Origin of the sequence: Vibrio sp. SCSIO 43137, from assembly GCF_028201475.1 — a bacterium.
Classification (GTDB): domain Bacteria; phylum Pseudomonadota; class Gammaproteobacteria; order Enterobacterales; family Vibrionaceae; genus Vibrio.
Genome location: NZ_CP116383.1, coordinates 2281151 through 2295035, shown reverse-complemented (window position 1 = coordinate 2295035; position 13885 = coordinate 2281151). Strand labels below are relative to the sequence as shown.

Here is a 13885-nt window from a genome sequence, read left to right as displayed (position 1 = left end):
CATGAGTAAGCGCACATTTACCCGCCAGTTTAAAGCCGCCTATGGCTGTACATTTGGTGAATGGCTGCAGAACCAACGACTGGTACTTAGCCAGCGAATTCTGGAAACCACTCTGCTCTTTGTTCCTCAGGTTGCTGAGCAAGCTGGTTTTGGATCAGAGAGCGTGTTCAGAAAGCACTTTAAGTCGGTGTTTCATGTTTCGCCGACTCAATGGCGTGCATCATTCAGGCAGTAACTTTTTATGAACTACAGGCCCGACTTTTCAAGATAAGAAGCCATTTCGGTTTGCGGAACCATTCCACCGCCGGTAGCCCAAACCAGATGGGTGGCGTTACTCATAACGGCGTCACTGAACTGCATCCGCTCTTTGTAATCAGCGTCTTTAGTCACCACTACCGGGCCAATCATGCCGGCCAGTGCCGATGGTTCAAGGCGGATATCTTCAGCTTTGTTAAGTTGCCCCAGCAAACGGTACATCCTTTCATCAGTGACAGTGAAGTAACCGTCTAACAGCCTTTCCATTGCCCGGCCGACAAAGCCGGAAGGTCTGCCCACAGCGAGGCCGTCCGCCGCGGTAATGTTATCAATACCGATATCCTGAACCGATATTTCATCATGCAGTTTGGTATGAACACCAAGCAGCATACAGGGAGAGTGGGTAGGCTCTGCAAAGATACAGTGAACATGATCGCCAAAGGCCATTTTCAAGCCAAACGCAACGCCACCTGGGCCGACACCAACACCACATGGAAGGTAAACAAACAGAGGATGATCTGCATTCACTACAATGCCCATATCATCAAACTGCTTTTTCACCCGTTCACCGGCAACGGAATAGCCAAGGAACAGGGTTTTCGAGTTTTCATCATCAATAAAAAAGCAGCTTGGATCGCTTTCTGCTTCTTTTCGACCCTGAGCAACAGCAACACCGTAATCCTGTTCATATTCGACGACATTAACACCATGGGAGCGAAGCTTGTTTTTCTTCCATTCTCTTGCGTCAGCAGACATATGCACAGAGACTGAGAAGCCCAGTTTGGCGCTCATAATGCCGATAGACATACCCAAATTACCTGTTGAGCCGACCGCGATACTGTATTGCTTAAAGAAGCTACGGAATTCTTCGCTCAGTAGCTTGCTGTAGTCATCAGATTCAGTAAGCAGCCCCGCTTCAATGGCCAGTTTCTCAGCATGAGTAAGAACTTCATAAATCCCACCCCGTGCTTTAATGGAACCGGAAATAGGCAAATGGCTGTCTTTTTTCAGCAAAACGCGGCCCTGTATCTCAGTGGAATACTCATCCTCAAGTACTTTATGCATATGGGGCAGTGCAACCACATCCGACTCAATAATACCGCTGGTTTCTGCGGTTTCGGGAAAGGCTTTTGCAAGGTAAGGGGCGAACCGCGTCAGCCTGTCGTTGGCATCCTGAATATCTTTTGTACTAAGCCCAACATAGGGCAGAGCCTCTTTCAGGCTGGTAACGGACGGATTAAACCAAGATACCTCTTCAAGCCCGATAAGCTTTTTAACCAGTGGATATTGCTCGATAAGTTGGTTGATATTCATGGTCATCAAAATTCCCTTTAATTCTATGATGAAAGATAGCGATGGATTATCGGTTGGAGTAATGAGCTACTCAATTGATTGGGATTGAGTAGCCGTTAAAATAAATAACAGAGATAGTACTATTAAAGTCGAATCAACTGATAGGTAAATATGTGTGCTAATAGAACCTGCTAAAAAAAGGAAATAGTAAGTAAATGATATAGCCGGATAGCATTAAGTCTTCACGTTTAAAAACTTTACTTTGGAGAATCAAAATTACTATAAACAGAGCATCTAGGTGGTAAGACGGTGGCAATTTTAATTCATATCGAATGTAAAAACCCATTAAAACTACCGTTATCGATGCAGCTTTGAAATGGGTTGACTTAATGCAAAATATACATGTGCCTAATATGGAAAAAAGGCTTAATCCAAACCCTATCATTTGTTCTTCAATCAGCATGGTTGTTGTAATGAGTACTATGACAAACTGAGCATCCGCCACCTGCTGAAAAACCTAATGAACCAGCAGCGACAAAGCCAAATACGCCACCTCCCATTATAGGAGTAAGTCCACCACTGAGGGCGCCAACGAAAATTCCAATACCTATTTCTCTGGTTCCTGCATTTGGGTTGTTGTAAACAGCCCCCATAGCTCCCAGAACTCCACCTCCTATTGCAGAAGGAACCCATACGGCGAGTGGGGCTATTCTTGGAAGGGCTTCTACATTGCTTCTACGCTCCCTGATAACTACCACATCATTTTGTTCTTTTGATACGACCAAGTTTTGCACGTTGTAAACTGCAAACTTACCAGATGAAATGATGTAATGTTCGGGTGTTATCGTGCTGACGGTGTGAGAAGAAGAGGCGTGATCAATTAATCGATTAGATAAGTTTACTAAGGTAATTCGATCGGTTTTAAAGTCTAAACAGTAGCCTCTGTTCGATATGAATTGGTAATGAGCATGAGGTTTGAACTCATCGTTGCAATCTACTAAGTCATATTCATATTCCAGTGAGTAAGAGGATGCTGGGAGTATCAGAAAACAAATGGTGGCAAGTAAAATAACAACAGATTTCATCATAACAACTCCTGAGTAATTACTTGTAGTGATAATCATTTGCAATTGACAAAAAGATTAACATCTTTACTTTGTTATGCAACTAGGTTTTCTTGGGCCATGATCAAGAAAACCGAATTTTCTGGACTACACATTTCAAATACTAAAATCTTTTGTGTGGTTAACAATATGTTCCAACGCACAGCATTGGAACAAGGAGAAGAAGGAAAGCGCCAGAGTCTCCTCTGGTATTTTGTTATTTAATAAATGCTGTTCATTGCTCTTGTAGTGGTTTAACCGGGTGAGTAGGAACAGGTCGATTTCGTTTTTGTGGGTTATGTGTTCAATCAGAGATGGTAAGGTATTAAGCGGTGTTGAAGGGTGGGATTTTACTGCCAACAAAAGACTATTTGTTTAGGTTACGCGTTTTCGCTTTTCGTCGTTCCATTCGAGATTTAGCTGAGTCATGGTCAACAAAAACTGCCTTTCCGGAATCAAATTTCTCAAAAGCCAGATTTACTTGACTGGCTAGCCAAGAGTCATAGGATTCTACATTTTTCTGCAGCTCTGCTTCTCTTTCAAGTTCGCGGATAAGGCTCTCTAGTTCATATACAGTATTTCTGCTTTGTTTCCCTTCTGAGAGTTTCTGTCGTACTTTGGCTAGTTTTAACAGTTGAGCGTCATAAGTTGCGACTTCGTAAGATCCATCTTCTGATAGTTCCTTATCCTTAATCAGACCTTTGCGGATACTCTCTTTTTCATCACTCATTGTTGTCTCCCGAATCAGTAGATAAAAAGCTGAACTGATTATGCCTTTATGATTGCAAAGAAGAGAGCCGGAAGTTGAATATCTGCGTGGCACTTCAACGTCCGGTATCTGTTCCAACGCAGAGCGTTGGAACAAGGGCTAAGAATGACCAGAGTCATATCTCAGGAGTTTTGCTATTTAATCAAAGCTATTCCGGTTGCTCATTGTGCTTGTAATGGCGTAGTAGGGTGAGTAGTAAAAGCCGGATTTCGTTGCTGGTATTGGAGCCGCCGCTTGGGGCGGCGAGTGGATAAAACTGAGAGAATTTCGGTGACCGTCCTGATTATTACTATGGGCAGTTGTAAATCGACGAAGTCTCTTTTCTTATTAAGGATGGTAAATCACCATCTTCTACTTGCTGAATAACCTTCACTCCATTCGGGTAATAAAGGTTTGTTCGTCATCCACAAACGCGACAAAGCCGCCGTGATAGATAAACACCCGGCCACGCCCCTCAACCAGACAGGCCAACTGTGGGTTCAAATCTTCCTCGTTATTCTGGCTTTGAAAAGTACCGGTATCGGTGATAATGCCGTCGAGTTGAGGCAAATATCCATAAGTACGCCTGGCTTGATCAATCAGGCTCAGTTCACTGGTGGTAGAGAAGCAAGAGGGGATGGCACCGGCTTCTTCGATAAACAGAGGTTTCAGCTCTTCAAAGCCTGTAATCACAAGCCAGTCGATGTCATTAACACGATGGATAAACATTTTTATAAATACCTGGTTTCTCGGGGGGCTGATGCGGTGATTCTACCACTATCAGGGGCAGAACCCAGTAGAGATTTAGTAGCCAGAGGTGATCATTTTGTTCCATTCCCGGATATTCTCCAGGTCAATCTAAAACAGGACAACACTATTTGAGTCAGCAAGCTCTTGCTCCCATGTTTTACGTGGGAGTGTATACCTGAGCTAATAATTACTGCCGGATGTTGGTTAGTCCAGAGCCCCTGTCCAGAGAACTAGATGAACGTGAAGCTGATTATCTGCGCGACACTTTAATGTCCGGTATATGTTCAACACAAAACACTGGAACAAGTGTTAGAACGAGAACGCCGGAGGTATCTCTGAAATTTTCACTATTAACACTCCTAACAGTAATGAATTCTTGTGCAATACTTAGTATATGCAGTTGAGGAGTGTTCACTTGAATATATCTCGTCCGGATCGTGTTTCTAACAACCTATTTGAGCTGGTATTTAATCAGGATTTTCAGCCTTCTATGCTGGTGGTTTCGTCGCAAGGCGTTGTACTGGAGGCGAATCATCTGGCGTGCCGGCATAAGTTTATTGAAGGTGAGCAGGTCACTGGCAGTTATGTGTGGCAGTTGCCAATGTGTCATGACCAGCCTGAGTGGCAGGAGATTTGGCAGTCACGTTTCAATCAGGCACGGTTAAAGAAAGAGCCTCATAAAAACATTGATAGCTGCATGACGGCGGAAGGGGAAAAGGTCTATTTCGAATCGACAGTTTCCTGCCTGCTTAATGAGGAGAGTGATGCTCCTGTTGGTTACCTGATTTATCTGCTCGATATTACAGAACAGTACGTGAGTAACGTTCAGGCAAAGCAGACGGAAAGCCGCCTTAATTTTGTGCTGGAACACAGTAATACAGGTACTTGGGACTTAAACCTGATTGACTATACCGCTCACCGCTCTCTGAAGCATGATCAGATTTTCGGCTATAAAACTTTGCTGGATGAATGGACTTACGAAATGTTTCTGGAACATGTGTTACCAGAAGACAGGATTGCCGTTGATGACAAGTTTCAGAAATCAATGGTGACCAAAACCGACTGGAGTTTTGAGTGTCGTATCCGCCGTATTGATGGTGAAGTGCGCTGGATCTGGGCGCTTGGTGGTCATGAGCTTGATGAACACGGCGAGATCAAGCGTATGGTGGGTATGGTTCAGGATGTTACTGAACGTAAACAGAATGAAATCGATAAACAGCACTACGCTGCTGAGTTGGAGAGCTTGTTTCAGGCACTGCCGGATCTTTATTTCCGTATGCGGTCTGATGGTACTATTATCGATTTTCACACCCAGAATGACGAAGATCTTTATACCCGGCCAGAGCTTTTTCTCGGCAAACGTATGCAGGATGTGGTGCCTGAGAATGTGGGCAGGTTGTTTGTGAAAAAGTTGGCTGAAGCCCGCAAGTTTAAATGTATGCAAATGTTTGATTACGCGCTTGAAATTGCAGGAAAGAAGCGACATTTTGACGTGCGGTTAAACCTGATGTCGGTAGATGAACAGTTGGTTTGTGTTGTCCGCGATGTAACGAAAATTAAAAGGTCAGAAGAGAAGATGTACGACCTTGCCCATCATGACGCTCTTACCGGGCTGCCGAATCGACTTCTGTTTAATGAACACCTGGAACAGGCTATAAAAAGGGCCCGCAGGCACAAAACTTCCGTTGCGGTAATCTTTTTTGATCTGGATAACTTTAAGCTGATTAATGATAGCCTTGGTCATGCGGCAGGAGATTTATTGTTACAAGAAACGGCAAAGCGGTTAAAAAGCAGCCTTCGTGAGGAGGACTCAGTTTCGAGGATAAGCGGCGATGAATTTATTATTCTGCTGGAAGGGATTGATTGTGGAGGTAATGTAGCCATTACCGCAAAAAAGGTGATTGATAAGTTTCAGGGAGAGTTTCAACTGCACGACTATCACACGAGGATTACTGCTAGTCTGGGTATTAGTATCTTTCCTCAAGATGGTGACAGTGCAGCGGATATCCTTCGCAATGCCGACGCTGCTATGTACCGGGCGAAAAAGAATGGGCGTAATACTTACCAGTTTTATCAACAAGAAATGACCGCTTCAGCTCTGGAGCATGTTTTTCTCGATAATGCATTGCGCAATGCTATTGAGCGTGAAGAACTGTATCTTAATTATCAGCCGCAGATTGACTTGCTGAGTCATAAAGTTGTAGGCGCAGAAGTTTTGCTCCGCTGGAATCAACGGGAGCGTGGCAACATTCCTCCGGCTGAGTTTATACCTGTGGCGGAAGAGTCAGATGTAATTATTACCATCGGAGAATGGGTATTAACAACGGCGTGTCGTCAGGCAAAAGAGTGGCTGGACAGAGGTATCAATTTTGGCTGTCTTGCCGTGAATATTGCCGGCCCTCAGATTAAGCGGGGCAATCTGGTAAATACGGTTCAATCTATCCTCAGTGAAACCGGGCTACCGGCTAAACACCTTGAACTGGAGCTGACAGAGAACTATATAATGCAGCAAGCCGATAATGCCATTGAACAGCTTAGCAGACTGAAAACCTTGGGAGTGAGGATCTCCATCGATGATTTTGGTACGGGTTACTCTTCCCTTAGTTACCTGAAAAAACTGCCTATCGATAAATTGAAAATTGACCGTAGTTTTGTGTGCGGTGTACCTGATGACCAGAATGATTTGGCAATCTCTAAAGCTGTTATTGCTCTGGGAACCAGCCTTGGCATGACTATTATTGCTGAAGGAGTAGAAACCGAAGAGCAGGCCTGTTTTCTTGCTGATGCAGGCTGCCATGAAGCTCAGGGTTATTTATATAGTCATCCGGTTGATAAAGATGCCGCAGAGGCTTACTTTGCCCGGCGTCAAGAACATGCGCATTTACTTCAAAATGGTGAGGAACGGTTTTCGGGCAATATCTGAAAGTATTTCTTTGCTTGAGTGCTGTAAAAAGAAATAAAAATCCGATTACCTCGTTCTGATATAGTAACTCCCCGCGATATAATTATTAATTAGTGCAGGCATACATGTTCACAAAACGCTTTGTTATCAATCTTATTGTCACAGTAGTGGTGCTGGCAGAAGTGGCGGCTACCGGGTACCGGCTGTATGAACTGAGTAAGGTTTACCGGCAGGCAGGAAACATTTGTGAAAAGAGTGCCAGTCAGATTATTGTTCAGCAGCGTTCCGGGCTGTTCCCGCAAGTACATGAGAACTGGTTTGAAGCCTATGATGCCTGTATGTCGGAAAACCTGTCGGACTTTACCTCTTATGTGATTGATCTGGATAAATGGACGCTGGAGGAGATCCACCCTAAGGTAGTGACATTGTTAAAACGTAGCCTGATGAACGACCGAAAGTTCTACCTGAGAAAGAAAGAGGATTATATTGATCTGGAATCACTTAGTCAGAATGAAGAACACTAATTTATTTTTCAATTTTACTGATATTAATTTCTATTTCTTACGATTATTTTAGTTTTCACTAACTGGTTTTTTCTATTGCTTGAAGTTAACTCGTTGTTAATAAATGATATAAATTCCATTTTATATTAATTCAATATAATTGATGCTCTTATTCGAAATATTGCTGTTTTTTTCCTGATTCCCTCCCCTTAAACTCATTTTCAGCAGCATTGATTTGGGAGGCTGAACATGGGTTTGTTAGTAGATGGTGTGTGGCACGACAAGTGGTATGACACAAAATCCGGTAACGGTAAGTTTCAACGTGAAGATGCGAAGTTAAGAAACTGGGTTACAGCTGATGGCTCTGCCGGCCCTTCAGGAAGCGGCGGTTTTAAAGCTGAACCCGGAAGATACCACCTGTATGTCTCCCTTGCCTGCCCTTGGGCGCACCGCACCCTTATTTTCAGAAAGATTAAAGGGCTGGAAGAGTACATTTCCGTTTCTGTTGTCAGCCCGGATATGCTGGAAAATGGTTGGTCATTTGATACCTCAAGTCACAGTAGTGGAGATGAGCTGTTCCAGTACGACTATATGCATCAGGTATATACGCGTAGTAAAAGTGACTACACGGGCAGGGTAACGGTACCTGTATTGTGGGATAAGAAACTGGGCCGGATTGTCAGCAATGAGTCGTCAGAAATAATCCGTATGTTTAACTCTGCATTTAATGAGTTAACCGGAGATACGCAAGATTTCTATCCTAAACATCTGTGCGATGAAATCGATGCCATGAATGAGTATATTTATCACGCCATCAATAACGGCGTCTATAAGGCGGGCTTTGCCACCACTCAGCAAGCGTATGAAGAGGCTTATCATGCTCTGTTTGAGGCTCTGGATGAAATTGAAAACCGCCTTTCTTTTGGCCGGTATTTGCTGGGTGAGACGTTGACGGAAGCAGACTGGCGTCTGTTTACTACGCTAATCCGTTTTGATGCTGTCTATTTTGGCCATTTCAAATGCAACAAAAAACAGCTGGAGCAGTATAAAAATATCCGTGGTTATATCCGCGATCTTTACCAGCACCCGGGTGTCGCAGAAACGGTGGATTTTTACCATATCAAGCGCCACTACTACTTCAGCCATACCATGATTAACCCTACTCAGGTGGTTCCCGTTGGACCGGAGCTTGATTACTCCTCGCCACACGGACGGGATAACCTGCTGAGCTAACTATTAGGGGCGATAGCCTCTGGCGATATCCACTGCAAAGAGAGCCTGCAAGCTATGCAGTTTTACAACTAATGTGCTTGCACGGCTTTCTCTTCTCTGAACTTTGAAATAACAGGAAAAACTATGTCACACACTTTGGTTCTTAAATCCAGCATTCTTGGTGAACACTCTCAGTCTAACCAATTAATCGATCAGGTAATTGAAGGTAAGGAGAATGTTCTGGTCCGGGATTTGGCCGCTAACCCTCTACCTGTTCTGGATATGAGTGTTATGACGGCACTGAATACACCTGAAGAGCAGCGCAGCGATGAGCAGAAAAGTCTGGTTGAGCTGTCGGATACCATCATCAGCGAGCTTAAATCAGCTGATAAGCTGGTGATAGCTGCGCCTATGTACAATTTTATGGTGCCGACTCAGCTTAAAAATTGGTTCGATATTATTGCCCGTGCCGGTGTGACTTTCCGCTATACAGAGACTGTCCCTGTAGGTTTGTTGGAAGATAAAAAAGTGGTTGTGGTGACCACAAGAGGCGGCCTGCACAAAGATAGCGAGCGCAATTCAATCGAAAGCTACATCACTTCGTTCTTGGGTTTTGTCGGCATCACTAGCGTGGAGTTTGTTTATGCTGAAGGGTTAAATGTAACAGAAGAGATGGCGCAGAACGCCCGTGAAGCAGCATTACAGCAGTTGGCCGTTGCAGTGTAACTTAATCTTTCCATTTTAAAGGCAGGCTGGTTCTGCCTTATCTGTTTTTCTTAGCGACAACCTGATTTCTTCCGCCCTGTTTCGCCTCGAACAGGCAGTTATCTGCATGTTCAAACAGACTTTCTGCTCTGGTTTTATCGCCTTCGGTACAAGATATACCAATACTGATAGTTAACCTGATGGGGTTTTCTTTGTCACCAAAGGTGTGATTTTCTACTCTGTTTCTTACTCTCTCTGCCCAGATAGAAATACCGATTAAGTCAGTATCTACCAGCAGGGCAACAAACTCATCGCCTCCCCACCTTGATACCAGGTCTATATCTCGGATGTTTTCCCGTAGTAGTTCAGCCATTTGCCTTAAAACAGTATCGCCGACATTGTGGCCTAGAGTGTCGTTAACGGTTTTAAAGTGGTCGAGATCAATAACAGCAACAGACAAAGGAAGAGAATGACGAGTGCTTCGGTGAGTTTCCAGTAACAGGCGATGTTCGAAGGTTTTGCGGTTAGATAGCCCCGTCAGGTAGTCTTCCGATGCCTCTTTAACCAACTCTTTTAGTAGTGGCATATCGTCAGAAATATCACGAAGCAGGGCGCAGTATTCAGTTTGTCCGGCAACAAAGATCTTTGAAATTGAAACCTCCAGAGGAAACTCCCTGCCATCCTGTTTAAGGCCGGTAACTATGTTAAGCCGGTTCATACGCTTTGCTTGCTTAGAAGACGAACCGAATGTTTTTACATGGTCAGAATGAATACTGCGAAATCGCTTTGGCAGAAGAGCATCTAATGTCAGATCGGAAAGGTTTTCGCCACTGAGCTGAAACATCTGGCACGCTGTCGGGTTCATTAATATGACCTTTTGCTTGGAATCCAGTATTAAAACACCGGCCAGAGAAGAGTCGACAAAACTCTTCAGCCTTTGGTAGTCGGCAGAAATAGCTCCCGTCTCAGCTTTAGGGCTCGTCACATCCCATCTCCCCTGTTACATATTCTCCGTGTGTAAGTTAACTATAGAATACTTAATAACTATGGTGGCAAAATAATACAGAGTAGCTTTGAAGGAGAGACTGCCTATTATGTATGCATATGAATTACTTTAAGGCTATATTGATAATTGCTATGTGTGATTTTTCAGGATGATAATTTAATGCATTCAAAAGCCAGTATTTTGCCTTCTGCTTTTACCGTTTTAAAAAAATTTTTTATTGAGTTAAAGAGTGATCGGTATATTTATGGATTGGTTGTGGTGAGTAGCCTGATTATCAATCTAATTCCGGCCATATTTGATCTGACTATCAAGTTCAAGTTCAGCATGAATATGTATCTTGGTATTATAATCACTGGCTGCTTTGCCGCGTTTCTGGCGTGGAGCACTTATTACTACATTTATCTTCTGGTTCATAAAGCGTCTGATCCCATTCAGAAGTACCTAAGTAAGATCCGGACTCTGATTTTCCCGCTTGGGCGATCATTAAAGTTTATCCTGAACTTAGTTGTTATTAATGTGGCGTTATCCAGTTATACCTATTTGAAAAAAATCATCCCACAACTTGTACCTTATCAGTATGATGAGCTGTTTTATGATATTGATAAGTTACTTCATTTTGGTGTTTCACCGTGGGAACTGACCCATGCGATGTTTTCTGGCCCGTACGGAACGCTTTTTATCAACTTTCTCTACAATCTCTGGTTTTTCTTTATGTGGGGTGGTTTGTTATACGCCTTGTTTATAAGCAATGCCAGGCTCAGAAACCAGATAGTATTGTCATTTCTGCTGTGCTGGTTTGTTATCGGCAATTTTTCGGCGACGCTTCTATCTTCTGTAGGCCCTGCATTTATGCACCTGCTCGACAATAGCTATCAGCAATACCTTCCCCTAATGGCTATCCTTGAACAACAACGTGAACTGATTATGAGCAGTACCCCCTTTGATATATGGGCTCTGGATACACAGAATATACTGTGGGACTCGTACGTAAATAATTTTGACTTATTGGGCTCTGGTATTTCCGCTATGCCCAGCATGCATGTCTCCATCGCGGTTCTGATGGCGATTGCAGGTTTTTCAATCAACAAAAAAGTAGGCTACTTTTTGACGGCTTATGCTGTTTTTGTTCAGATAGGTTCTGTCCATCTGGCGTGGCACTATGCCATTGATGGCTATCTCAGTTTTATTTTAACCCTGCTGATCTGGTGGCTGGTGAAGCGGTTTGTTAACAGCCGGTTTTTCGCCTTCGAAAACAGTAAATAGTGACTTTGCTTGGGGGCGTTTTATCTATTTCCGGACAACCTATTTCACTGAGTTTCGCAAAAACTCCAATAGGATTTTTGTTTTTTCTGCCATGTTCTTTCTGCTTGGATAGACAGCGTAGACGGAGCTTTCCGGCATTATCTTAAACTCCTTTCCTATCTGCCTCAGGCTACCCGCTTTCAGCTCTTGCTGAACGATAAATTCAGGCATCAGAGAAACACCAAATCCGGACATAACGGCGGATTTAACCGCAAAGGAGTCATTGCAGATATTGTGTGGCGGCGCAAACAGATTGGTCATTTCATCCTTGTGCTGAATGTAAAGCGAGTGGTGTTTGCGGCTGTCTACCATCAGTCTGGCGTGTTTTTTCAGGCTCTCAATGCTCAGGTTTTCATTGTCTAGTTCTTGCTTGTGCAACTGGTAATACTCTTCTGAACTTACCCAGATTAAGGAAGAGTTAATCAGCTTAGAGGCTATCAGCTCAGAGTCCGGTAGTGGGCCGAACTGAATCGCAACGTCGATGGCATTTGTGTATAAGTCCTGATCCCAAGCGGCAATCATGATATCCAGTTTGATGTGTGGATGTTTGTAAGCAAACTCGTTCATAACGGGCTGCAAAAACTGAAGGTAGAATCCCGCCGGCATTGAGATGGTAAGTTTACCGGAGGGGTGCTGTTTAAATCCGTTTATGGTGGCTTCGGTGGATTCTATCTGCTTTTGCATTTGCTGACAGTGCTGATAAAAGGCTTCGCCCTCTTCTGTCAGGCGAACGGTGCGGGAGTTTCTTTGCAGAAGACGGACGGACAGTGCATCTTCAAGCCGGTTCAGGCTTCGGCTTATCGTTGACTTGGGAGTATCCAGTGCTCTCGATGCTGCGGATATTCCTCCGGTATCAACAACGGCCAAAAACAGCGGCATATCGTTAATGTTCCATTTCATGTACGGCGCGTTCCGTATTTGAGTGTTGTGGTCATATTCATCCGTACGTATGGTGATTGTCAATAACAAACAGGGCATACGCCCATATAAGGATGATAATGAGTTTCGAAATTTGGTTTTCATTTTTGCTGGCTTCCGCTGCACTGTGTATGGTTCCCGGCCCTACTGTATTACTGGTGATGGGGCAGGCTTTAACTCACGGTAACAAAGCGGTTGTTCCGCTAATTGCCGGTGTCTGTGCCGCGAATGTAGTGGTAATGACTTTTTCATTAGTGGGAATCGGAGCTGTGATTTCTGCTTCTGCGCAGATGTTCACTATTCTGAAGTGGGTTGGAGCAGCTTACCTTCTGTATCTGGGCGTGAAGTCGTGGCGCACTCAGCCTGAAGGTGAGATGAAGATGAATACCTCTCCAATGCTTAAACGTTCGGTTTTCCGTGATTCAATGCTGGTCACTGTGCTTAATCCAAAGGGACTGGTTTTTTTTATGGCATTCTTCCCTATTTTTATTCAGCCTGAGGGAGATATAGCGGTTCAGATGCTGATTTTGTCTGCCACCTTTATGCTTGCTTCCATTGTTACAGTCACTCTTTATGCTGCATTTGCCGGGCAATTAAGAAGTAAAATAATCTCGACGAAAGGCCAGAAACTGTTTAACCGTACTAGTGGTGGCATGCTTATTGGTGCCGGTATTCTTACTTCTGTTATTAAGTAGTTTTTCAACTTTATAATTTACTTGTTGCATAATTTAATAGCTGGCATATTGAGTTCTTATCAGTGAGTTATCAGAGCTATGTAGCGGTGGTTGAAACAGAATGAACATCTTAATTGAGCAGGAGATAGCTTTGCACCAGTTTGAGGTACGGCAGGACAAGCAGGAAGTTGCCCGATTACTGCATCCTGAGTTCTGTGAAGTGGGTGTATCAGGTACCAGTTTTGATTATCCGGCCATCGTTGAGCTTATGGAACAAGAGCAGCCATCACAGGGCATAATCCATTCTCAGGATTATAAGTGTGTTCAGCTTGAAGCTTCCGTTCAGTTGTTGCTTTATCGCTCTGCCTGGATAACCGCTGAAGGAGAAGCTAGTAACTTTGCAAAGCGTTGTTCTATTTGGGTGTTTTCCGGTAATGGCTGGCAGATGAAGTATCATCAAGGCACACCATGTGATGCATTTGAACTGAAGCGGAGCCGCTAAACAGGAAGGTGA

Annotated in this window: 14 protein-coding genes; 8 read left to right on the top strand and 6 right to left on the bottom strand. The window is 43.9% G+C overall.

What is annotated here, in order from left to right:
- The first annotated feature begins 1 nt into the window (after position 1).
- On the top strand, positions 2-235 hold the full coding sequence (locus PK654_RS10690) for a helix-turn-helix domain-containing protein (RefSeq protein WP_271695780.1): 234 nt from the start codon (positions 2-4) through the stop codon (positions 233-235).
- Positions 236-246: 11 nt separating this feature from the next.
- Here PK654_RS10690 and dsdA read toward each other — a convergent pair whose 3' ends face one another.
- From dsdA to PK654_RS10670, 4 genes are all read right to left on the bottom strand, one after another.
- Positions 247-1575, bottom strand: coding sequence for a D-serine ammonia-lyase (dsdA, locus tag PK654_RS10685; protein WP_271695779.1), 1329 nt, complete (start codon positions 1573-1575; stop codon positions 247-249).
- A 425-nt stretch (positions 1576-2000) separates the two neighbouring features.
- A complete protein-coding gene (locus PK654_RS10680; RefSeq protein WP_271695778.1) occupies positions 2001-2636 on the bottom strand; it encodes a hypothetical protein in 636 nt (211 codons plus the stop codon).
- A 382-nt stretch (positions 2637-3018) separates the two neighbouring features.
- Entirely contained in the window at positions 3019-3381 is a 363-nt protein-coding gene (locus PK654_RS10675) for a hypothetical protein (protein WP_271695777.1), read from the bottom strand.
- Positions 3382-3789: 408 nt separating this feature from the next.
- Positions 3790-4128, bottom strand: a complete 339-nt coding sequence (locus PK654_RS10670; RefSeq protein ID WP_271695776.1) for a cytosolic protein — start codon at positions 4126-4128, stop codon at positions 3790-3792.
- Between the two features lie 436 nt (positions 4129-4564).
- On the opposite strand from PK654_RS10670, the gene PK654_RS10665 reads away from it, so the two are divergent.
- The 4 genes from PK654_RS10665 (at position 4565) to PK654_RS10650 (ending at position 9492) form a co-directional block, all read left to right on the top strand.
- On the top strand, positions 4565-7072 hold the full coding sequence (locus PK654_RS10665; RefSeq protein WP_271695775.1) for a sensor domain-containing protein: 2508 nt from the start codon (positions 4565-4567) through the stop codon (positions 7070-7072).
- Between the two features lie 104 nt (positions 7073-7176).
- Positions 7177-7575 (top strand): hypothetical protein, encoded by a 399-nt coding sequence (locus PK654_RS10660; protein WP_271695774.1) that lies wholly within the window; start codon positions 7177-7179, stop codon positions 7573-7575.
- 228 nt (positions 7576-7803) lie between these two features.
- Positions 7804-8787: a glutathione S-transferase family protein gene (locus PK654_RS10655; RefSeq protein ID WP_271695773.1), complete on the top strand. Its 984-nt coding sequence runs from the start codon at positions 7804-7806 to the stop codon at positions 8785-8787.
- A 123-nt stretch (positions 8788-8910) separates the two neighbouring features.
- On the top strand, positions 8911-9492 hold the full coding sequence (locus PK654_RS10650) for an FMN-dependent NADH-azoreductase (protein ID WP_271695772.1): 582 nt from the start codon (positions 8911-8913) through the stop codon (positions 9490-9492).
- Between the two features lie 37 nt (positions 9493-9529).
- Here PK654_RS10650 and PK654_RS10645 read toward each other — a convergent pair whose 3' ends face one another.
- Entirely contained in the window at positions 9530-10456 is a 927-nt protein-coding gene (locus tag PK654_RS10645) for a sensor domain-containing diguanylate cyclase (protein WP_271695771.1), read from the bottom strand.
- A 180-nt stretch (positions 10457-10636) separates the two neighbouring features.
- On the opposite strand from PK654_RS10645, the gene PK654_RS10640 reads away from it, so the two are divergent.
- The gene (locus PK654_RS10640; protein WP_271695770.1) at positions 10637-11740 is read left to right on the top strand and encodes a phosphatase PAP2 family protein; all 1104 of its coding nucleotides are present in this window, start codon (positions 10637-10639) and stop codon (positions 11738-11740) included.
- A 39-nt stretch (positions 11741-11779) separates the two neighbouring features.
- On the opposite strand, the gene PK654_RS10635 is transcribed toward PK654_RS10640, so the two are convergent.
- A complete protein-coding gene (locus PK654_RS10635; protein ID WP_271695769.1) occupies positions 11780-12679 on the bottom strand; it encodes a LysR family transcriptional regulator in 900 nt (299 codons plus the stop codon).
- Positions 12680-12777: 98 nt separating this feature from the next.
- Between PK654_RS10635 and PK654_RS10630 the strand changes: the two genes are divergently transcribed.
- Positions 12778-13392 carry a LysE family translocator gene (locus PK654_RS10630; RefSeq protein WP_271695768.1) on the top strand — a complete coding sequence of 205 codons (615 nt, stop codon included), beginning with the start codon at positions 12778-12780 and terminating at the stop codon, positions 13390-13392.
- A 100-nt stretch (positions 13393-13492) separates the two neighbouring features.
- On the top strand, positions 13493-13873 hold the full coding sequence (locus PK654_RS10625; RefSeq protein ID WP_271695767.1) for a nuclear transport factor 2 family protein: 381 nt from the start codon (positions 13493-13495) through the stop codon (positions 13871-13873).
- The last annotated feature ends 12 nt before the right edge of the window (positions 13874-13885 follow it).

Excerpts from the sequence above, each read along its gene's own strand:
- PK654_RS10690 (WP_271695780.1), top strand. The coding sequence starts at position 2 with ATGAGTAAGCGCACATTTACCCGCCAGTTTAAAGCCGCCTATGGCTGT.
- dsdA (WP_271695779.1), bottom strand. The coding sequence starts at position 1,575 with ATGACCATGAATATCAACCAACTTATCGAGCAATATCCACTGGTTAAA.
- PK654_RS10680 (WP_271695778.1), bottom strand. The coding sequence starts at position 2,636 with ATGATGAAATCTGTTGTTATTTTACTTGCCACCATTTGTTTTCTGATA.
- PK654_RS10675 (WP_271695777.1), bottom strand. The coding sequence starts at position 3,381 with ATGAGTGATGAAAAAGAGAGTATCCGCAAAGGTCTGATTAAGGATAAG.
- PK654_RS10670 (WP_271695776.1), bottom strand. The coding sequence starts at position 4,128 with ATGTTTATCCATCGTGTTAATGACATCGACTGGCTTGTGATTACAGGC.
- PK654_RS10660 (WP_271695774.1), top strand. The coding sequence starts at position 7,177 with ATGTTCACAAAACGCTTTGTTATCAATCTTATTGTCACAGTAGTGGTG.
- PK654_RS10655 (WP_271695773.1), top strand. The coding sequence starts at position 7,804 with ATGGGTTTGTTAGTAGATGGTGTGTGGCACGACAAGTGGTATGACACA.
- PK654_RS10650 (WP_271695772.1), top strand. The coding sequence starts at position 8,911 with ATGTCACACACTTTGGTTCTTAAATCCAGCATTCTTGGTGAACACTCT.
- PK654_RS10640 (WP_271695770.1), top strand. The coding sequence starts at position 10,637 with ATGCATTCAAAAGCCAGTATTTTGCCTTCTGCTTTTACCGTTTTAAAA.
- PK654_RS10635 (WP_271695769.1), bottom strand. The coding sequence starts at position 12,679 with ATGAAATGGAACATTAACGATATGCCGCTGTTTTTGGCCGTTGTTGAT.
- PK654_RS10630 (WP_271695768.1), top strand. The coding sequence starts at position 12,778 with ATGAGTTTCGAAATTTGGTTTTCATTTTTGCTGGCTTCCGCTGCACTG.
- PK654_RS10625 (WP_271695767.1), top strand. The coding sequence starts at position 13,493 with ATGAACATCTTAATTGAGCAGGAGATAGCTTTGCACCAGTTTGAGGTA.